This window comes from Ruegeria sp. AG1 (assembly GCF_056541705.1).
Map to the genome: position 1 here is coordinate 109660 of NZ_JBQFYU010000006.1, position 21504 is coordinate 131163.

The 21504-nt window shown below is 59.3% G+C and carries 17 protein-coding genes; 5 read left to right on the top strand and 12 right to left on the bottom strand.

Translation table 11 applies throughout. From position 1 onward, the window contains the following. Positions 1-153: 153 nt before the first annotated feature. A complete protein-coding gene (locus ACR0B5_RS10735) occupies positions 154-2943 on the top strand; it encodes a bifunctional aconitate hydratase 2/2-methylisocitrate dehydratase (protein WP_480540295.1) in 2790 nt (929 codons plus the stop codon). 74 nt (positions 2944-3017) lie between these two features. Here ACR0B5_RS10735 and ACR0B5_RS10740 read toward each other — a convergent pair whose 3' ends face one another. The 7 genes from ACR0B5_RS10740 to ACR0B5_RS10770 form a co-directional block, all read right to left on the bottom strand. After that, entirely contained in the window at positions 3018-5078 is a 2061-nt protein-coding gene (locus ACR0B5_RS10740) for a bifunctional aldolase/short-chain dehydrogenase (RefSeq protein ID WP_480540296.1), read from the bottom strand. Further along, a complete protein-coding gene (gene mtnA / locus ACR0B5_RS10745; RefSeq protein WP_480540297.1) occupies positions 5079-6179 on the bottom strand; it encodes an S-methyl-5-thioribose-1-phosphate isomerase in 1101 nt (366 codons plus the stop codon). It lies immediately after the preceding gene. 105 nt (positions 6180-6284) lie between these two features. Continuing rightward, a complete protein-coding gene (locus ACR0B5_RS10750) occupies positions 6285-7586 on the bottom strand; it encodes an NAD(P)/FAD-dependent oxidoreductase (RefSeq protein WP_480540298.1) in 1302 nt (433 codons plus the stop codon). Continuing rightward, positions 7583-8401 (bottom strand): ABC transporter permease, encoded by an 819-nt coding sequence (locus tag ACR0B5_RS10755; RefSeq protein WP_170375678.1) that lies wholly within the window; start codon positions 8399-8401, stop codon positions 7583-7585. Before ACR0B5_RS10755 ends, ACR0B5_RS10750 begins: the two co-directional genes overlap by 4 nt. Next, the gene (locus ACR0B5_RS10760; RefSeq protein WP_170376046.1) at positions 8398-9288 is read right to left on the bottom strand and encodes an ABC transporter permease subunit; all 891 of its coding nucleotides are present in this window, start codon (positions 9286-9288) and stop codon (positions 8398-8400) included. The genes ACR0B5_RS10755 and ACR0B5_RS10760 overlap by 4 nt, the downstream gene beginning before the upstream one ends. Next, positions 9288-10415, bottom strand: coding sequence for an ABC transporter ATP-binding protein (locus ACR0B5_RS10765; protein WP_425083623.1), 1128 nt, complete (start codon positions 10413-10415; stop codon positions 9288-9290). Before ACR0B5_RS10765 ends, ACR0B5_RS10760 begins: the two co-directional genes overlap by 1 nt. A 67-nt stretch (positions 10416-10482) precedes the next feature. Beyond that, positions 10483-11568: a polyamine ABC transporter substrate-binding protein gene (locus ACR0B5_RS10770; protein WP_480540299.1), complete on the bottom strand. Its 1086-nt coding sequence runs from the start codon at positions 11566-11568 to the stop codon at positions 10483-10485. Positions 11569-11710: 142 nt separating this feature from the next. On the opposite strand from ACR0B5_RS10770, the gene ACR0B5_RS10775 reads away from it, so the two are divergent. Both ACR0B5_RS10775 and ACR0B5_RS10780 read left to right on the top strand, forming a co-directional pair. Continuing rightward, on the top strand, positions 11711-12394 hold the full coding sequence (locus tag ACR0B5_RS10775; protein ID WP_170661606.1) for a GntR family transcriptional regulator: 684 nt from the start codon (positions 11711-11713) through the stop codon (positions 12392-12394). Between the two features lie 75 nt (positions 12395-12469). Next, entirely contained in the window at positions 12470-13867 is a 1398-nt protein-coding gene (locus ACR0B5_RS10780; protein WP_480540300.1) for an aspartate aminotransferase family protein, read from the top strand. Positions 13868-13937: 70 nt separating this feature from the next. On the opposite strand, the gene ACR0B5_RS10785 is transcribed toward ACR0B5_RS10780, so the two are convergent. From ACR0B5_RS10785 to ACR0B5_RS10805, 5 genes are all read right to left on the bottom strand, one after another. Next, complete coding sequence (locus ACR0B5_RS10785; protein WP_425083627.1) at positions 13938-15254, bottom strand: lytic murein transglycosylase; 1317 nt, start codon at positions 15252-15254, stop codon at positions 13938-13940. Between the two features lie 86 nt (positions 15255-15340). Next, positions 15341-16498: an N-acetylglucosamine-6-phosphate deacetylase gene (gene nagA, locus ACR0B5_RS10790; protein WP_425083628.1), complete on the bottom strand. Its 1158-nt coding sequence runs from the start codon at positions 16496-16498 to the stop codon at positions 15341-15343. After that, entirely contained in the window at positions 16495-17526 is a 1032-nt protein-coding gene (locus tag ACR0B5_RS10795) for an SIS domain-containing protein (RefSeq protein WP_480540301.1), read from the bottom strand. Before ACR0B5_RS10795 ends, nagA begins: the two co-directional genes overlap by 4 nt. 8 nt (positions 17527-17534) lie before the next feature. Continuing rightward, on the bottom strand, positions 17535-18299 hold the full coding sequence (locus ACR0B5_RS10800) for a GntR family transcriptional regulator (protein WP_170638126.1): 765 nt from the start codon (positions 18297-18299) through the stop codon (positions 17535-17537). Beyond that, the gene (locus ACR0B5_RS10805; protein WP_480540303.1) at positions 18299-19186 is read right to left on the bottom strand and encodes a glucosamine kinase nucleotide-binding domain-containing protein; all 888 of its coding nucleotides are present in this window, start codon (positions 19184-19186) and stop codon (positions 18299-18301) included. Before ACR0B5_RS10805 ends, ACR0B5_RS10800 begins: the two co-directional genes overlap by 1 nt. A 156-nt stretch (positions 19187-19342) precedes the next feature. On the opposite strand from ACR0B5_RS10805, the gene ACR0B5_RS10810 reads away from it, so the two are divergent. Together ACR0B5_RS10810 and ACR0B5_RS10815 are read left to right on the top strand one after the other, a co-directional pair. Continuing rightward, complete coding sequence (locus tag ACR0B5_RS10810; protein WP_480540305.1) at positions 19343-20224, top strand: N-acetylmuramic acid 6-phosphate etherase; 882 nt, start codon at positions 19343-19345, stop codon at positions 20222-20224. 29 nt (positions 20225-20253) lie between these two features. After that, positions 20254-21504, top strand: a complete 1251-nt coding sequence (locus ACR0B5_RS10815; RefSeq protein ID WP_170690753.1) for an ABC transporter substrate-binding protein — start codon at positions 20254-20256, stop codon at positions 21502-21504.

Consider the following 21504-nt stretch of genomic DNA (forward strand, 5'->3'; position numbering starts at 1 on the left):
ACATCACGCCTGGGGCAACCTGTCCCAGTATCGCGACTTGCAATCCCTGACTATTTAGTATACCGCCGCATACAAAGAGCATGCCCGGGCTTCAAATCCATGTCTGAGACCGGGAACTCAAGCACCTTCTAACGCCAATACGTCGGGATAGCCATGAGCCTGTATACTGATTACCTTGCCGAGATCGAAACACGCAAAGAGCAGGGCCTGAGCCCCAAGCCCATCGATGACGGCGCCCTGACTAAAGAGATCATCGACCAGATCCGCGACCCTAAGAACGAACACCGCGCGGACTCGCTGCATTTCTTCATCTACAACACCCTGCCCGGCACAACCAGCGCCGCAGGAGAGAAGGCCGCGTTTCTGAATGAGATCATTCTGGGTCAGGCCGATGTCGAAGAGATCTCGCAGGATTTCGCGTTCGAGCTGCTGTCGCACATGAAAGGCGGCCCCTCGGTCAAGGTTCTGCTGGATCTGGCTTTGAGTGACGATGTAGCGATTGCGGGCAAAGCGGCTGAGGTGCTGAAGACTCAAGTCTTCCTGTATGACGCGGATACCGACCGGCTGAAAGCTGCGCTCGATGCTGGCAATGCCGTCGCGAAAGACATCCTTGAAAGCTACGCCAAGGCCGAGTTCTTCACCAAACTGCCCGACATCGACCAAGAGATCGAAGTCGTCACCTATGTCGCAGCCGAGGGTGACATTTCAACCGACCTGCTGTCGCCCGGCAATCAGGCGCACTCGCGCGCAGACCGTGAATTGCACGGTAAATGCCTGATCTCCGAGACCGCGCAACAAGAGATCGAAGCACTGAAGCTGAAGCACCCCGGCAAGCGCGTCATGCTGATCGCTGAAAAAGGCACCATGGGTGTGGGCTCGTCCCGTATGTCAGGTGTGAACAACGTGGCTCTTTGGACCGGCAAACAAGCCAGCCCCTATGTGCCCTTCGTCAACTACGCCCCCATCGTGGCTGGCACCAACGGCATTTCGCCGATCTTCCTGACCACCGTCGGCGTGACCGGCGGCATCGGGCTGGACCTGAAGAACTGGGTCAAAAAGGTCGATGAGGATGGCAACGCAATCCTCAACAATGACGGCAACCCGATCCTGGAAGAGAAGTACTCGGTTGCGACTGGCACGGTTCTGAAGATCAACACCAAAGACCACAAACTGCTGAGCGAAGATGGTGAAGAGCTGGTCGAAGTGACCTCGTCCTTCACGCCGCAAAAGGTCGAGTTCATGAAGGCAGGCGGTTCCTACGCCATCGTCTTTGGTAAGAAACTGCAGACATTCGCGGCCGAGGCATTGGGCGTCGAAGCGCCGCTGGTCTTTGCTCCGTCGAAGGAAATCAGCCACGAGGGTCAGGGCCTGACAGCGGTTGAAAAGATCTTCAACAAGAACGCCGTTGGGACCACGCCCGGCAAGACCCTGCATGCCGGATCGGACGTGCGCGTCAAGGTCAACATCGTCGGCTCACAAGACACAACCGGCCTGATGACCATGCAAGAGCTTGAGTCGATGGCGGCTACAGTTGTCTCACCCATCGTCGATGGGGCGTATCAGTCTGGCTGTCACACGGCCTCTGTGTGGGATGCTAAGGCGCAAGCCAACACCCCCCGCCTGATGAAGTTCATGAATGACTTCGGCCTCGTCACCGGGCGTGACCCGAAGGGCGTTTACCATTCGATGACAGATGTGATCCACAAGGTGCTGAACGACATCACCGTGGATGACTGGTCGGTCATCATCGGCGGCGACAGCCACACTCGTATGTCCAAAGGCGTGGCCTTCGGGGCCGACTCGGGCACTGTTGCTTTGGCGCTGGCCACAGGTGAGGCCTCGATGCCGATCCCTGAATCGGTCAAGGTGACCTTTAAGGGCAAGATGGCCGAGCATATGGATTTCCGCGATGTCGTACATGCCACCCAGGCACAGATGCTGGAACAGCACGGCGACAACGTGTTCCAAGGCCGCGTGATCGAAGTTCACATCGGCACGCTGCTGGCCGACCAGGCCTTTACATTCACTGACTGGACGGCTGAGATGAAGGCCAAGGCTTCGGTCTGTATTTCGAATGACGAGACCTTGATCGGTTCACTGGAACTGGCCAAGTCGCGCATCCAGATCATGATCGACAAAGGCATGGAGCATGAGAACGGCATGCTGCAAAAGCTGATCAACATCGCCGACGCACGCATTGCCGAGATCAAGTCGGGTGAGAAGCCAGCGCTGCGCCCCGATGACAACGCGAAATACTTCGCCGAGGTTGTCGTCGATCTGGACCAGATCGTTGAACCGATGATCGCCGACCCGGATGTCAACAACGCCGACGTCTCGAAGCGCTATACCCACGACACGATCCGCCCGATCTCGTACTACAATGCTGAAAAGCATGTGGATCTGGGCTTTGTCGGGTCCTGCATGGTGCATAAGGGCGACATCAAGATCGTGGCCCAGATGCTGAAGAACCTTGAAAAGGAAACCGGCAAGGTTAAGTTCCAGGCCCCGCTGGTGGTTGCAGCCCCGACCTACAACATCATCGACGAGTTGAAGGAAGAGGGCGACTGGGAAGTGCTTGAGAAATACTCGGGCTTCGAGTTCGACGACTTGTTCCCGAAGGAAAAGGCGCGGACCGAGTACGAGAACATCCTGTATCTCGAACGCCCCGGCTGTAACCTGTGCATGGGCAACCAGGAAAAAGCCGCCAAAGGCGACACGGTTCTGGCGACCTCGACCCGCCTGTTCCAGGGCCGCGTGGTGGCAGATGCACCGGACAAGAAGGGTGAATCGCTCCTGGCCTCGACCCCGGTTGTTGTCCTGTCGGCCATTCTGGGCCGGACGCCCACGATCGAGGAATACAAAGCCTCGGTGGAAGGGATCGACCTGACCAAGTTCGCCCCACCGGTTGTGAAAAACCCGGCCACTCAATCGGCGCATTTCTAACGCCGCATTTGACAAGTTTTTCATGCGCGCGGCCGTTCATCGGTCGCGCGAAGTGGTTTTTTTGGGGGGCGAAGCTAGCGCAGTTCGGCCTCGGTATTGCCACCATCGACCGTGATAACGTGACCGGTAGTGCGCTCCATCAAAGCAAGATTGACAAAACCCTCGGCGACATGATGCGCCTCGACCTCGCGGCCCAGAAGGTTACCGCCCATATAGACCTCTTCGCTGACACCCCGCGCGGCGGCGCGTTCCTTGATGAACGCATCCGTCAGCAGACCCGAACGTATCTTGTCGGCATTGACCCCGTTGACCCGAATACCAGACCCCGCCAGTTCCAGCGCCAGTTGCCGCATCAGGAACATCGTGGCGGCTTTGGGGGTTCCATAGGCGCCTAGATTGCGACCGGGATTGACCGCCTGTTTGGAGATATTGAACAGGATCTGCCCACCACGCCCCTGATCCTGCATCAACTTGGAAGCGGCGGTGGCAAAAGCCTTGTGCGCGAAAAAGTTCAACTCGAAAGCCGCTCGGAAGACATCATCCTCCAACTCGACCAGAGCGCCCCCTGTGGCCGTACCCGCATTCGACACGAGAATATCCAGCCCACCAAAGGCCGCGACCGCATCGGTCATCGCGGTATCGGCAGCGTTAGCTTGCGTGATGTCGAGCGCGCAGGCCGCATGCCAGCGACCCAAATGGGATAGTGCGGCATCCAGAGCCGCTTGATCCCGATCCACCAGAACGACATTCGCGCCCTTGGCGGCAAAGGCCTTGGCGGTTGCCAGACCAATCGCGCCTGCCCCTCCGGTCACCATGACGACCCGGCCCTGAAACGGCGGAGGGGTGCCTTTGCCCAACTTTGCTTGCTCCAACGACCAATATTCGCAATCGAACATGTCCTTTTCACCGATGGGATAGAACCCGCCCGCATCTTCTGCGACAGCGCGCGCGCGGATGTTCTGTTCAGCAAGATCAGCCGAGGCTGAAGCCGCCTTAGCGTTCACCCCAATCCCCAGCACACCGATCCCTTCGATCCACGCATGTTTCGGGTCAGGGGTCAGCATGGTCTTGGGTTCCGCGGCCTGAGGGGCCTGACGATCGAAATAGGCGCGGTAATCCACAGCGAAGGCTTCGACCTTGGCCTTGATTTTATCCCGGTCGGTCAGGTCCGACTGTTTCAGCACCAGCGGCCAGCCCTTGGTGCGCAGAACGTGATCCGGTGAGGCCATACCGCGAGTCGCCAGCGCGTCCACATCGCTGCGCGCCATAAACGCATGTGTCGCGGGGCCGTTTCTGAGATCAAATACGGGCATCGCACCGTCCCGATCCGCAGTGACCTCAGCGATCACACCGCGCAAGACGGGCAACATTTCCAGCCCGTTGGCAGGCAGACGTTCGCCAATTGGCGTAAGTTCGGTCAGGCCGAGATAAGCCGCGACCTCATTGGTATGCTGAACGATCTTGTCATAGCTTTCCTGCGCGGTGGCGCCAAAGGCGAAATGACCATGTTTAAGGAGCAGCAGCCCCTCAACATCAGGGTTGGCGTCGTACACATCCGCCGCCGCCTTCGCGAGGCTGAAACCGGGCATGATGTAAGGCACGATCCCCAAGCGGTCGCCGAAAATCTCACGACAGACCTCTTCGGCATTGGGCAGGTCGGCCAGAATCAGAAACGGCGTGGCGTGGGTGTGATCGACGTATTTATGTGGCAGGAAGGCATGCAGCAGCGTTTCGACTGACGGGTTGGGCGAGGCCGAATTCAGCAGGCTTGAGCGCTGATAGTTCACCATGTCCTCATCCGACAGCTTATCGAGCGCGCGCAGCTTCAACAGCGGCTCTTGCCAGACACCGGGCAGTCCGGGCGCTTCGATCGTGTCCAGATCCCAGCCCGAGCCTTTGACGTGCAGAACAGGCCGCATCTCACCGAACAGATCGGGGCGCTCTAGCTTGACGGAGGTATTGCCCCCGCCATGCATCAGCAGATCCGGATTCTGTCCAATCAGGCGCGAAGTGTAGACCCGCTCTGCCAACTCCTGATCAGCCGGATCGGCGCCAGCGGCCGCACGCCAGTCTGCGGCGGCCTGCGCCTTGTACATGTTTTCGATCATGTCTTTTGTATCCTTGTCGTCTTGCACTCAGGCGGCTTGGCCAACCTTTTCAGGGAACATGGCCGCCAGACCTTCGGCGCTGGCGTCGCAGACGCCCCTCTCGGTGATCAAACCGGTGACCAGACGATTCGGCGTGACGTCAAAGGCCGGGTTACCTACATCCGAGCCATCGGGGACGACACAGACCTCTCCAATACCGTCCTTTGTCATGCCAAATACGTGCGAGATTTCGCGGTCCGGTCGGTCCTCGATCGGGATTTCGGCAACCCCGTCCCGCAGCGTCCAATCGATGGTGGGTGAGGGCAAGGCCACATAGAACGGCACGTTGTTGTCATGCGCGGCCAGGGCTTTCAGATAGGTGCCGATCTTGTTGCAGACATCGCCGGTCGAGGTTGTTCGATCCGTCCCGGTGATCACCAAATCTACCAGACCATGCTGCATCAAATGACCACCGGCATTGTCGACGATGTATTGATGGTTGATGCCATGTTCGCCCAGCTCCCACGCAGTCAAGGCCCCCTGGTTCCGGGGTCGTGTTTCATCGACCCAGACATGGATCGGCAAACCAGCGTTATGCGCCTGATACATTGGGCTGGTCGCAGTGCCCCAATCCACGGTGGCCAGCCACCCGGCATTGCAATGGGTCAACAATCGCACCGGCTCACCCGAGGGTTTGCGGGCGGCGATGTCGCGGATCAAAGCAAGCCCATGTTCTCCGATCCGGCGATTGATCTCGATATCCTCTTCGCAGATTTCATCCGCCAGCGCCCAGGCCACGGCGGCGCGTTGATCAGTTGGCAGAGGCAGCAGGGCCTCCCGGCAAAGCTGCAACGCCCAGTTCAGGTTCACCGCCGTTGGCCGGGTCGCGTTTAGCACCGAGGCTGAATGTTCAAAACTCTGATCAGACGGGTCGCGGGACATCGCATCCGCCATACCATAGGCAGCGGTCGCACCGATCAGAGGCGCGCCACGCACCCACATCTCGCGGATTGCGGCCTCAAACTCGGCCAGAGAAGACAACGTGGCGATCCGGAAATCATGCGGCAGCCAGCGCTGGTCGATGATCCTGACCTCGCCACTTTCAGCGTCGCGCCAGATCGAGTGGTAGTGAACACCGCCAATTTTCATCTTCTGCCCTCCGGTCGGGTATCATGGGGTCTGCCACACGTTCCAGTATTTTCACGCAGGCCTCAAGCGCCGATGGGTTGTTTCCGCACGGCTTTCAGCAGCGGATTACAGATCGGCCAGCCCCATAGCGGCATAGGCGGGTGGCATCAGGGCGCGCCGCCACCTGCCCAAAGGAAAGCGTCGGGCTGTCTCGGACATGACATTTGGCAATCCGCTGGTCTGACCCAGCGCCAACCGCGCTAGGGCACGGCCGCTATAGGTCCCCATGGCGACTCCGTTGCCATGATAGGCGAAGCCCGCAAACATCCCTGCCTGTCCCGGAACCGGCCCGACAAAAGGCACCAGATCGCGCGACATGCATACCATGCCCGACCAGATATGAGTGACGTCCACCTCGGACCACGCCGGGAACATTCGCTTGAAGTCGCGCTGCACCTGCGTGCGGATCGCTGCCTCGGATTTGGGTGAGGACAGCAGCCCGCCCCGCATGCCAAACAGGAACCGACCGTCCGGCATCAGGCGGAAATAGTGCAAGAGATTGCGCGTATCGTAGGACATCTGATCCGAGGTCCAACCCTGCGCCTCCTTCTCGCCCGGCGTCAGAGGACGAGTGACCAGCACCGTGGATTGGGCAGGCATGTAACGAGCCGACATCCAGGATGGGATATCTTCGCTGGAGTACCCATTGGTGCAGACCAAGACCTTGTCGGCTCGGATTTGGCCTTTTGGTGTTTGAACAGCAAAGCCTGACGCGGTCTTCTCAATGCTCAGAACGGGGCTGTTCTGAAAAAACACTGCGCCTTGCGCCTGCGCGGCTTGGGTTAAACCAAAAAGGTATTTCCGAGGATTCAGGCCGAACCCAACAGGAGTTGTGTACCCGCCGTGAAACGGCCCGTTCAGGCCCAGACCGGGTAGATCAGCGGCTTCATGCAAAATACCGTTCTCTTCGGCATTGCGCCTCAGCGCCTCCATCGCGCGGCGGGAATGGGCCAGTTGCGTCTCACCTTTTGAATGCCGATCCACGTCGATCCCGTAGCGGTCCAGAAGGCTTTCGACGAGTTGCACCGAGTCGCTTTCAGCCTCGGAATAGGCTTGCGCCGAAGCCTCACCATAGCGACGACACGTTGCCTTGTAGCTGAGTTTCGATCCCCCCAGACAGCAAAACCCACCATTGCGACCTGATGCCCCCCAACCGGGTGTTTCGGCTTCACACACTGCGACGGGCACGGCGGCATCCGCCAGATGCAGTGCGGCTGAAGCTCCGGTGAAACCGCCGCCGATGATGGCAACATCAACTTGCAAATCACCCTGCTGTTCAGGCCAGTCGGGGGCGGCGATAGTTTCGTCCCACCAGCACCCATGCCTTGGCCCATCACCATAGGTGTAGTCTGGAAATATCCGTTTCATTCGGCGCGCACGGCGGCCATCTCATCCTGCTTTTGCCGCATCATGGCGCGTTTGGTCACCAATGAGGCGGTGATGACGCCGATAGTCACAACCGCGATCATCAGGGTCGACAGCGCGTTGATCTCAGGGCTGACACCAAGCCGCACGGCCGAGAAGATTTTGATCGGCAAGGTCGTGGCCGACGGACCCGAAGTAAAGGACGCGATCACCAGATCATCCAGAGACAGAGTAAACGCCAGCAGCCAGCCTGAGATCACCGCCGGCGCGATGATCGGCAGGGTCACTAGACGAAACGCTTGCGCGGGTGAGCAGCCAAGGTCCAAGGCGGCCTCTTCCAGCGACTGGTCAAAAGTCACAAGGCGCGAGGAGACAACTACCGACACAAAGCACATCGAAAAGGTCGTATGGGCCAAAACGATGGTCAGGATCCCTCGGTCCAACCCGATCCCGATGAAGAGCAGCAACAGGGACAGACCTGTGATCACCTCGGGCATGACCAGCGGCGCATAGATCATTCCCGAGAACAGGGTGCGGCCAAAGAAGCGCCCTCCGCGTACCAGGACGTAGGCCGCGGCGGTGCCCAGAATGGTTGCCAATGTCGATGAGAACACCGCCACCCGGATCGTCACCCATGCCGCGTCCAGAAACGCTTCGTTCTGAGCCAGCTCTCCGTACCATTTGGTTGAGAATCCGGCCCAGACAGTCACCAGTTTGCTTTCGTTGAAGCTGAAGATGATCAGGATAATCATCGGGATGTACAGGAACGCGAACCCCAGTGTCAGGGAAACCGTATTGAACCAGCTTAACCTGTTCATTTCTCAGCCTCCGCCTGTTTCTGCTGATTGCGCTGGAACAGCACAATCGGCACCACGAGGATCAGCAGCAGAACCACCGCCACCGCGCTTGCGACCGGCCAGTCACGGTTTGAGAAGAACTCCTCCCACAGGACCTTGCCGATCATCAGGGTGCCCGAGCCGCCCAGAAGTGAGGGGATCACGAACTCACCGATCACCGGGATCATGACAAGGAAACAGCCCGCAATGATGCCGGGGCGCGACAAGGGGATCGTTACCAGCCAGAAAGCCTGGAGGCGCGAACACCCCAGATCCTCGGCGGCTTCGATCAGTGACTCATCCATGCGCTCCAACGACGAATAGATCGGCAGGATCATGAACGGCAGATAGGTGTAGACGATCCCGATATAGACAGCCGTATTGGTGTTCAGAATCGTCAGCGGGGTCGAGATGATACCCGTCCACAGCAAGAGCTGGTTAAGATACCCTTCGTTCGACAGGATCCCCATCCACGCGTAAACGCGGATCAGGAATGAGGTCCAGAACGGAAGGATCACCAGCATCATCAGTGTCGGTCGCCATTCGGCCGGCGCGCGCGCCATGCCATAGGCAATCGGGTATCCCACCAGCAGCGTCAGAAAGGTTGAGATCACAGCGATCTTCAGGCTGGAGAGGTAGGCCTTCCAATACAGGTCATCCTCGGTCAGCCAGACGAAATTCTCAAAATCCAGCTGGCTGAAGAAATCCTTGATCCCGGCCCAACCCTGCGACAGGTCCAACGTCGGCGTGTAGGGCGGGATCGCCAGTTCCGTGTCCGAGAGTGATATTTTTAGGACAATGAAAAACGGCACCAAAAACAGCGCCAACAGCCAGACATAAGGAACTGCGATCAGCAGCGCGCGGCGCATCAGCTTGCCAACAGGACCGCAGCCGTCGCTGTCCAGGACAGCCAGACCGGGTCTTCCCATGTGAATGACCGACGCGAGATGCGGCGAGTATTGGCCGTTTGCGCCTTGATGATCGTGCCGTTCGGCAGCTCGACATGATAGGTCGAGAGGTTGCCCAGATAAGCGATATCCAACACCTTGCCCTGCACGGCATTGATTGCCTCGGCAGGGCGGTCGGTTGAGATCGTCACCTTCTCGGGCCGGATCGCCAGATGGCAGGCCTGACCCTCCGAGAAGCCGTTCGCCGAGGTTGCCGTCAGCGGAGCCTGCCCTTCGGCCCAGTCGATCCGATAGGTTTGCTCACCATTCGCGGTGGCGTGGCCTTCGATGATATTCACGTCACCGATGAAATCCGCGACATAGACCGAGTTCGGGTTTTCATAGATGCGATCGGGCGTGGCGACCTGCATCAAACGACCTTGATCCATTACCGCCACGCGGCTGGCGACGGTCATGGCTTCCTCCTGATCGTGGGTAACGATCACAAAGGTTGTGCCGGTCTTCTCCTGAATATCCATCAGTTCGAACTGCGTATCCTGTCGCAGTTTCTTGTCCAACGCGCCCAGAGGCTCGTCCAACAGCAACAGCTTGGGCGCCTTCGCCAGCGACCGCGCCAGCGCGACCCGTTGCCGTTGACCGCCCGAGATCTGATGCGGCTTGCGACGAGCGAATTGCTCGAGCCGGGTCAGGCGCAGCATCTCTTCCACCCGGTCTTCAAGGTCATGCTTGGGCATGTTGTCCCGGCGCAAACCAAAGGCGATGTTTTCCCAGATGCTGAGATGCGGAAACAGCGCGTAGGACTGGAACATCATGTTCACTGCGCGTTTGTTTGGCGGTATCGGGTCAATGTCCTGACCGCCCAGAATGATGTGCCCCTCGGTCGGCGTTTCGAACCCCGCCAGCATGCGCATCATCGTGGTCTTGCCGCAACCCGACGGACCGAGCAGGGCAAAGAATTCTTTCTCGAAAATGTCCAGAGACAGATTGTCTATGGCCGTGAAATCTCCAAACCGTTTGGTAACATTCTGGAATTGGATCAAGGGTTTCGCCTGCGGGTCATCCCACGGCGCAAAGACGTCAGAGTTCAAAACGGCCCCCGTTCGACAATCTGGAAGTGGGCGCAAGGCGATCCCCGCCGCCTTGCGCGAAATCGGATCAGGTGCCCGATTTGATCTTGGTCCACATACGGGTCACAACCCGCTGCGTTTTTGCCGGGTAAGGCGTCGTGATGTAGAGATTCTGCATCGTCGCATCATCCGGATAGATCGCCGGATCACCGATAACGTCTTCCTCAAGGAACTCTTGCGAGGCCTTGTTGCCGTTTGCGTAGTACACATAGTTTGACGCCGCCGCCATGTTGTTGGCGTCAAGGATGAAATTCAGGAACTTATGCGCGCCTTCCGGGTTCGGAGCGTCCGCCGGGATAGCCATTTGGTCGAACCACATCAGCGAGCCTTCGGCGAAGGGATGGTATTCGATCTCAACGCCGTTTTCGGCCTCGGCCGCACGATCACGGGCCTGCAGAATGTCACCCGACCAGCCAACTGCCACGCAGATATCGCCATTGGCCAGTGCGTTGATATATTCCGAGCTGTGGAACTTCTGGATATAGGGGCGCACGCCGGTCAGTACTTCCTCGACCTTCTTGATGACGTCCGGGTCATGGCTATCCGGGTCCTCACCCAGATATTGCAATGTCATCGGGATCATTTCGGCGGGAGCATCCAAGAAATGCACTCCGCACTCGGCCAGTTTCTCCATGTTTTCGGGCTTCAGCACCAAATCCATGCTGTTCAGCGCCACGTCATCCCCCAGCGATTCTTTCACCTTGCCGACATTCACACCAATGCCAGTGGTGCCCCACATGTAGTTGATCGAATAAGCATTGTTCGGGTCGTATCCGGCAGTACGCTCCTGGATGACATCCCAAAGGTTGCCAGCATTGGACAGCTGAGCTGTATCCAGTTCCCGGAACGCTCCGGCCTGAATCTGGCGTTGAAGGAATGTACCCGAAGGCACCACGACATCATAGCCAGAGCCACCGGCCAGCATCTTGGTCTCTAGCAACTCGTTGCTGTCGAACACGTCGTAGATCAGGGTCAGCCCTGTCTCTTCCTCGAACTTCGTTAGAAGCTCCTCGTCGATATAGTCCGACCAGTTGTAGACTCGCACCTCTTCGGCGAAGGCCGCCGAAGTCCCCAATGCGAGAACCGCTGTCAGTGTCAGCGTCTTGAACATCATTTTTGTTCTCCCTGCGATTATGGTGGGTATTGTCCCGTTTTTTTGGATTTGATCAAGTTTTGCGTTTTTCGACTTTTTGAACTATGGTTCCAAAAGGTCAACAGCCCGGCAAGTCGGCACCCATCGAGACAAGGCAAACCAATTGGATTTGATCAAAAATAAGGCACCTAAGCCCAATATTGACGCCGGGAAACGGCCCGCGCACGAACAGGTCTACCACACCCTGAAATCCATGATCATGTTCGGCGAGCTGGTCCCAGGTCAGCCCGTCACTATTCAGGGCCTTACCGATTCGCTCGGCGTCGGCATGACCCCCGTGCGTGAGGCGATTCGACGTCTGATCTCGGACGGCGCATTAGTGTTTCAGGGCAATCGCAGGGTCAGTGTGCCGTTGTTGTCCAGCGGTGATGTTGAGCAGGTGATCTTCGCCAGAATTGCCATAGAATCAGAGCTTTCAAGGCGATCCACCGCCAAAATGTCCGCCAGCGACGTTGATCAACTGGAATCTATCGACCAGCAATTGGACCAGATGATCGCGGATGGTGACGTTCACGGCTACCTGCATCTCAACCACAGATTCCACGAAACGCTATATGCACATGCCGATGCGCCCGTTCTGAGCGATCTGGCCGAGCGTCTGTGGCTTCGATTCGGGCCATCCTTACGTGTGGTCTGCGGCCGCTTCGGCACTCAAAGCCTGCCTGATCGCCATAAGGATATCATCGCAGGGCTGCGCGCCGGGGATGCGGAAAAAGTGGCGAAGGCGACCGCTCAGGATATCGAGCAAGGCATGGAACTGATGATCGAGTCTGCCTCGGACATCTAGAAAACACCGATTCGATTGACAGGAAATAATTTGATCATATTGTGACTCGCAACCACCGTTGCAGGAGTCTTTCGGATGTCCACGATCACAAACCACATGCCCACCGCTGAATTGCAGGCGCTGGATGCCGCCCACCACATGCACCCGTTCTCTGCCAACGGAGCGCTGGGGAAAGAGGGCGCGCGCGTTATCACCCGCGCCAATGGCGTCTATCTGACAGACAGCGAAGGCGAACAGATCCTGGACGCAATGGCCGGCCTGTGGTGCGTGAATATCGGCTACGGGCGCGATGAGCTGGCCGACGCCGCCGCCCGCCAAATGCGCGAGCTTCCGTACTACAACACCTTCTTCAAAACGACCCACGTGCCTGCAATTGCACTGGCCAACAAACTGGCCGAGCTTGCCCCAGGCGATCTGAACCACGTGTTCTTCGCCGCTGGCGGGTCCGAGGCGAACGACACCAACATCCGTCTGGTGCGCACTTATTGGGCCGAAAAAGGCCAGCCCGACAAGAACATCATCATCAGCCGGCACAATGCATATCATGGCTCGTCGGTGGGCTCTGCCTCGCTGGGCGGAATGGCCGGAATGCACGCACAGGGCGGTATTCCGATCCCGAACATCCACCATATCAATCAACCCAACTGGTGGGCCGAAGGCGGTGACATATCGCCCGAAGAGTTCGGCCTCGCCCGTGCACGCGAGTTGGAGGACGCCATCCAGGAACTCGGCGAAGATCGCGTCGCGGCCTTCATCGCCGAGCCCGTACAAGGCGCAGGCGGCGTGATCGTTGCGCCCGATACCTACTGGCCCGAAATCCAGCGCATTTGCGACAAATACGACATCCTGCTGATCGCCGATGAAGTGATCTGTGGCTTTGGCCGTACCGGCAACTGGTTCGGATCGCAAACAGTTGGTATCAAGCCGCATATCATGACCATCGCCAAGGGCCTCAGCTCGGGCTACGCGCCTATCGGAGGCTCCATCGTCAATGACGAGATCGCCGAGGTGATCGGCGGCACGGAATTCAACCACGGCTACACCTATTCCGGCCACCCGGTCGCGGCTGCTGTTGCTCTGGAAAACCTGCGCATCCTCGAAGAGGAAAAGATCGTCGAGCATGTCCGCGACGTAGCCGCCCCCTACCTGAAACAGAAATGGGAGGCGCTGGCCGATCACCCGCTGGTGGGCGAGGCCAAGATCGTCGGCATGATGGCGTCGATCGCGCTTACCCCCGACAAAGCCAGCCGCGCCAAATTCGCCTCGGCCCCCGGCACGGTGGGCTATATCTGCCGCGACCGCTGCTTTGCCAACAACCTGATCATGCGGCATGTGGGCGACCGGATGATCATCTCTCCGCCTCTGATCCTGACCCCAGCGGATATCGACGAAATGTTCGTGCGCATCCACAAGTCCCTGGACGAAGCCCAAGCTGAGATCATAGCGCAGGGCCTGATGAAAGCGGCCTCCTGATCCGCTCTTCATCTGGCTGAAAATATCCCGGGGGAGACGCCGATAGGCGGCGGGGGCAGAGCCCCCCCCTCTACCTCAACCGCTCAAGCAAACGAATGGACGCGTAGCCATCTGGCAGTAGTCCTTGCGCCAGTTGATAGGCCCGCACTGCATTCACCGTATTCGGCCCGGTACGCCCGTCTATGCCCTGAGTATCGAACCCGGCCTGCGTCAACCGCGTTTGCAATTCCTTTTTCTCGGTAAAACTCAGCACCCGGTCGCCACGCGGCCAACTGGCCTGAAACGGAGCATCTCCACTCAGGCGGTCTGACAAATGGCCGATCCCGATTACATAGGCATCCGCACCGTTATACGCCTCAATCACGCTGAAATTGTCGAAGATCATCAGCGCTACACCCTGCCCGCCCGCAGGCAGCAAGATCGCAGCCCGACCATGATCGCGCACCGGTTTGCCATCCAGCCCGACCACACCACGCGCCGCCCAGTCAGACGGCATCAGAGTGTAATCCCGCTTGGCCGTCGCATAGTCGAACCCCTCGGGCAGTTGCACCTCAACACCCCAGGGTTGCCCTTTGGTCCACCCATGCCGGGCCAGATAGGCGGCGGCCGAGGCCAGCGCGTCTGTCGGATCCTCAGACCAGATATCACGCCGACCGTCGCCATCGAAATCAACCGCGTGATCCAGATACGAGGTCGGCATGAATTGCGTATGCCCCATGGCGCCAGCCCAGCTGCCCACCATGCGACCCGCACTTACATCCCCGGCCTGAATGATCCGCAAGGCGGCAATCAACTGGGTCTCGAAAAACGAAGCGCGACGGGCATCAAAGGCCAATGTCGCCAGTGAGCGGATCGTCTGATTGGTGCCACGATAGGAGCCAAAGGAAGTCTCAAGGCCCCAAATGGCGGTCACGACCTCTTTTTCAACGCCATATTGCGCCTCGATCTGGCGAAGGACTTTCCGATGCCGGTCCAAACCCGCGCGACCATTTAAGATGCGTGTGTCCGAGACAGCCGCGTCCAGATATTCCCAGATCGGCTTTGAAAATTCGGCCTGATTGCGATCCCGTTTGATAACCTTTTGATCATAACTCAGCCCGGCCAGTGCCTGATCCAAGGTCTGCTGAGTGATCCCCTGCTCCACCGCCCGCCGCTGAAACGCGCCGAGCCATGCCTGAAAGCGGGCATTGCCTTCTACCGACACCCGAACGGCCTCAGCCGGGGGTCGCGGCACCGGCCGGAGGGAGACCACCACATCCGCCGAGGCCAATTGTATCGTATTGTCCAAAAGTCGATTTTCTGACCCTTGAGAAGTTTCTGCTGAACCTGCCTGCATCATGGATGCCCACAATGCGGCGGTCATGACGCCGCCTATGCATTTACGCATTCCGTTTTTTCCTGATTACTGCTCTGGCGCAGAATAGCGCAAAATGGGCGGTTTTCAAAGCACGCAGACCGGTTCTGCCGATAGGGTCATCCGAGGATTTTCTGGCCGTTCTGCCAGACGGCCAGCAGATCCCCCTCAGGGCCGATATGCAAGACATGTGCCAGCGCGCCTTTGACCAGACGTCCGATCTGGCGATTGCCGATCAAGTTCGCGGGCACAAGGCTGGCCATCTGCAGGGCCTTAGCAAACGGCACATCGACCTGCGTGGTAAGATTCCGCGCCGCCTGCAACAATTCCAGATGCGCGCCGGCCAATGTTCCGTCGGCCAGCGTTAGCCGGTTGTCCTCCCGGTGGATTTCACGGCCGTTGAGCTCAAACACGCGGATATCCGACCCTGCCGTCGCCATGGCATCGCTGACCAGAAAAATCTCACCCGGCCCCTGCTTGGCGTTCAATGCATTGCGGATCATGGCAGGATGCACATGGATCATATCCGCGATCAATCCCGCCGAGAATTCCCCCTCGGCCAATGCCGCGCCAACGGTTCCCGGCGCGCGTCCTTGCATCTGGCTTTGCGCGTTGAACAAATGCGTCACACAGCGCGCACCGGCCTTGGCGGCAGCAACGCAAACCTCATAGCTGGCGTCCGTGTGCCCCAAGGCGACCAATACACCTGCCGCCGTCAGCGTTTCAATCTGGGCGCTTGTGACGCTTTCTGGTGCCAGCGTCACTTTAAGCACCGGCAATTGGGCGGCGGCCTCAAGCAGGACCGCGACGTCCGCATCTTCCATCAGTCGGATGAAGGCAGCGTCATGCGCGCCTTTGCGGGAGACGGCCAGATGCGGGCCTTCCAGATGTAGGCCAACGATCCCCGGAACGCCTTGCCGCACGGCCTCAATCGCGGCCGAGATGGCGTTTGCAGTGACCTCGGGCGAATCCGTGATCAAGGTCGGCAGGATCGAGGTCGCCCCGATCTGCGCATGAGCCCCAGCCATGATCTGCAGCGCGGCAACATCCGGCTGGTTGTTGAACATCACCCCACCGCCGCCATTGACCTGCAGATCAACGAAACCCGGCGCGAGAAGTCCACCCTCCAGCGTGATTGGCACATGCCCAGAGCCAAGTTCCGACATGGGAACGACGCCATCAACCCGCCCACCCCGATGCAACAGCGCGTGGTCTTTCACGATGCCGTCCGGCGTCAAAATATCCGCTCCGATGAGGGCGTGGGCTGCCTCAGTCATACCGTCTCCGTCACCTTCTTGAGGTGCCGGGGGGCATCCGGGTCAATGCCGCGCGAGGCGGCGAAAACCTCGACCATGGAATAGAACGAAACGATCAGGCTCAGCGCGTCGGTCAGCGGGTGTAGCGTGCGGACATGTTCGACCGGTGACGCAGATTTGACCTTGGTCGTAGTGGCAAAAACGCGGGCCCCTTTGGCGCTGATCGCATCGGCGACTTCGGACAGCGCGGATTCCGCAGCATCGGCAGTAGCAAAGCTGAAGACAGGAAACCCTTCTTCGACAATCGAGACCGGCCCATGCAGCACTTCGGCCGAAGAATAGCTTTCGGCATGCAACTGGCAGGTCTCTTTGAACTTCAACGCGGCCTCGTTGGACATGGCGAGCACCTGCCCGCGCCCCAAGGTGAACAGCGACGGGTTCGCCCCAATCGCAGCCCGTACCTCGGGCCAGTCGATACGCGCAGCCTCCGCCAGCCGTTCTGGCAAATCGCGAATGGCATCCAAAAGTGCCTCGTCCCGCGCCCATTCGGCTAAGACCCACAGGCCTGCCACAGCAGAGGACACAAATGTCTTGGTCGCAGCCACACTTAGTTCGGGGCCTGCCTGTATATCAATCGTATGGGCACAGGAAGCCGCCAACGGAGAAGCCGCGTCATTGGTCAGCCCGATGGTCAGCGCGCCATCACGATCCGCGCTGCGCACCATCGCCAGGATATCCGGGCTTTGCCCGGACTGGGACACGGCCAGACACAGGCTGTTTTGCAACCGAAGCGGCGCGTTGTAGATCGACGCGACAGAAGGTCCAACCGAGGCCACCGGCAGGCCCAACAGGATTTCCGACGCGTATTTGAGATAGGTGCAGACATGATCCGACGACCCCCGCGCCACGCTTGTCAGAAAGGCAGGATCAAGGGTCCGGGCGACCTCAGCCGTGGACGCAATGTCCTGTTGACCCCGGCTGAGCAGCCGTTCGACCGCGTCAGGTATCTCATCGATTTCCCGGCGCATCCGGGTGATCTGCTGTTGCATGTGCTTTCCTAGCTGTTTGCAAGGCGCAGTTCGGCCACGAAATCGTAGGCATCACCGCGATAGACAGAGCGGGTGAACTCCACCACGCGTCGATTGGACAGGAACGAGGTCCTGACGATCCGCAGCCCGGCCACGCCCGGCTCGACCCCCAGAACAGCGGCGTCGTTGGCCTCAAGGTTGATCGCTGAAATCCGCTGCATGGCGCGCACCGGGCGGTTGCCGTCGCGTTCCAGCACCTCGTAGAGCGAGGATGTCACGCCTTCGGGATGCGGCAGGATATCGACCGGCAGGGCCGCGTGCTCAATCGCCATTGGCCTGTCATTGGCCATGCGCAGGCGCGACAGCCGCGCCACCTCTTCGCCCGAGGACAGGGCCAGTGCCATGACCTCCTCGGGTGAGGGCGTGTGGATGCCCCGGTCCAACCACTCGCTGGTCGAATCCAGCCCCCGACGGGTCATGTCTTCGGTAAATGAGGTCAGCAGAGACAGCGATTGTTCGACCCGAGGCGTTCCGTCCGCCACGAAACTGCCCGAGCCCTGACGCTGCACGATGATGCCACGCTCGACCAGATCCTGCAGCGCGCGCCGGACGGTGACACGGGAGAGGCCGGTCAGATGGGCCATCTCACGCTCGCCCGGCAGCGGGGCGCTTTCGGCCAGAACGCCGGCCTCGATGCTTTGCTCAAGCCGCTTGCGCAACCGTACATAAAGGGGGCCTGTGGCCTCCTGCAGCCAATCGGCGGGTTTCAGGAATGTCTCGATCGTGTCGCTCATCAGCCTGCCCCTACCTTTGCCCGCTCGGCCAGGTGACGCGCTAGGATCAGGGCCCCGTCAAGCGGTGAGCCCTTGGCCTCGGTCAGGCAGGCCTGCATGTGAGGGGGCAGATAGTCTGCATAGTGCGGTGCGACCCCGCCGATCAAGCAGATGGGCGATCCGTTGGTGTGACCAAGGGCGCGCAGACCCTGCGCCAGATAGTCGGCCCCGCTTTGCATCAGATCCCGCGCCACGGGATCGCCACCCGCCGCAGAAGCGATGATCTCAGGGGCGAGGCCTGCGAAATCAGAGGGGTTCGCCTGACCAACAAACGCAACGATCTTCATGGGATCGTCGTCATATTCCGCGCTGATTTTTAGGGTCAGCGCGCTGTGGGGTTGAATGCCGTCCATCGCCAATAGAACGCGTTGCAGCAGCTGAACGCCTAACCAATTGCCCGAGGCCTGATCGCCGATCAAAGCCCCATAGCCGCCAATAAACTGCGTTCGCCCATCGACCTGACGGGCCAGAAAGGACCCCGTTCCAACGCCGATCACAGAACCGTCCTGCGCGCCCAACGCGCCTACAACCGCCGATCTGCGATCATCTTCGACCTCGACAATCCGCGAGGGCAGGCTGCGCGCAACCTCCGACGCCGCACCGGCATCCGTCACCCCGGCCAGCCCCGCATAGGTCGGAATCTCGGCCAGATATGCTCGGGGCAATTGCGCCTTATCCGCCAAGGTCTGCAGCCCCTCATCGAGGGTACGGAGCGCTTTTTGACGATCCGAGAAGGCATTGGCACTGCCCAATGTCACCTCGACCCGACCGTCAGGTGTGGCCATCGCGAACCGGCAGTTTGTGCCACCGCCGTCGATTGCAATCAGGTATTGGAAGGACTCATCCATATAGATACCTTTAAGATACCTTTTGCCGAAAAAAAAGCCCTCAGCGCGTTCAGTTTGCCTAATTCGCGTTTTTATTGAGGTTTTGAGCGGATACATCCAACGAATGGTAGACAAAAGGTATTATATAGGTATTACTCGCATCTGGGAAGGAATCAAATGCTGCCACAAACCGAGATGCTGCGCGACGAAGTCGAAGGGCTGGACCTACGTCCGGATATCGACATCCTCGACTATCTGCTTGAAGCGCAGAAGGCAGCGCTGTGCGGACTTGATAGCTGCTTGAGCGCCCTCTCGGATGGGGCCTCCATTTTGGCCAACACGGTGCGCCAAGGCGGCAAGATTTACTACGCTGCAGCCGGTTCGTCGGGCCTGATGGGGCTGGCGGACGGGGCTGAATTATCCGGAACATTCGGCCTTTCGCCTGAGGCCATGGCAATCTGCATGGCAGGCGGGATACCACAGGGCGCTGCAATGCCCGGCCATACGGAAGATGATGAAGCCGCAGCGCAAACTGCCGCGACCAATGTGAGGTCGGATGACGCTGTGATCGCCCTTTCCGCCAGTGGCAGCACGCCCTATGCCGTCGAATTCGCCCGTCACGCACGCGCGCAGGGCGCCAAGGTGATCGGGATCGCCAACAATGCAGAAGCCCCGCTATTCGACTACGTAGATTGCGCCGTCCACCTGAACACGCCGCCTGAACCCATTGCAGGCTCAACACGCCTTGGGGCCGCGACAGCGCAGAAAGTGGCTCTGAATATGATGTCCACGCTGATGGGCATTCGCCTTGGGCATGTGCATGACGGGATGATGATCAACGTCATCGCCGACAACCATAAACTGCGCCAACGCGCCGAAGGGATCGTTGGAAAAATCGCCGGGGTCTCGGCAGATCAGGCCAGTGATGCACTGAGCCGCGCGTCCGGTAACGTGAAACAGGCAATCTTGCTGGCCGCAGGCGCCGACAGCCCAGACCGGGCCGAGGCGCTTTTGGCGCAATCTAATGGGCACCTGCGCCCAGCGCTGAAACAACTTTAAAACCAAACAAAATACCAAGGGAGAAAACCATGAAGAAGATATCACTAAGCGCCGTTTTGCTGGCGTCGTCGGCCCTTGCAGGCGCTGCCTATGCCGAAACGGTTCTGACCATCGAAAGCTGGCGCAATGACGATCTGGCGCTGTGGCAGGAAAAGATCATCCCTGCGTTTGAGGCGCAGAACCCGGACATCAAGATCCGGTTCACACCCTCGGCCCCTGCCGAATACAACGCCGCCCTGAACGCCAAACTGGATGCCGGGTCGGCCGGAGACCTGATCACCTGCCGTCCGTTTGACACTTCGCTTGGCCTTTATGAGGCCGGTCACCTGACGGATCTGTCCGATCTGGGCGGCATGGCCAATTTCTCGGACGTGGCGAAATCTGCGTGGCAGACTGATGACGGCGCGGCGACCTTCTGTGTTCCCATGGCCTCGGTGATCCATGGATTTATCTACAACAAGGACGCCTTCAACGAGCTGGGTATCGAAGTCCCGACAACCGAGGCTGAGTTCTTCGCTGCGCTCGACAAGATCAAAGAGGACGGCACCTATATCCCGATGGCCATGGGCACCAATGACCAGTGGGAAGCGGCCACCATGGGCTACAACAATATCGGCCCAAACTACTGGAAAGGTGAAGAGGGGCGTCTGGCGTTGATCGAAGGCTCGCAAAAGCTGACGGATGAAGCATGGGTCGCTCCCTATCGCCAATTGGCGAAATGGGGTGAGTACATGGGCGACGGGTTCGAAGCCCAGACCTATCCGGACAGCCAGAACCTGTTCACTCTGGGCCGGGCAGCCGTCTATCCGGCGGGCAGCTGGGAGATCAGCGGTTTCAACAACCTGGCCGATTTCGAAATGGGTGCGTTCAAGCCTCCGGTCCAGAATGCGGGCGATGAATGCTATATCTCGGATCACACCGATATCGCCATCGGCCTGAACGCAGCCTCGCCCAACGCTGAGGCCGCCCGCACCTTCCTGGATTGGGTCGGCTCGGAAGAGTTCGCAACCATCTACGCCAACGCCCTGCCCGGTTTCTTCTCACTGTCCAGCTTTGACGTCGCGATGGATGACCCGCTGGCGCAGGAGTTCGTAAGCTGGCGTGGCGAGTGTGGCTCGACCATCCGCTCGACCTACCAGATCCTGTCGCGCGGCACGCCGAACCTTGAGAACGAGACGTGGAACGCCTCGGCTCAGGTCATCAAGGGCGAAGAAAGCCCCGAAGACGCCGGTCAGCGCCTGCAGGATGGCCTCGCCTCCTGGTACGCACCGCACCAATAA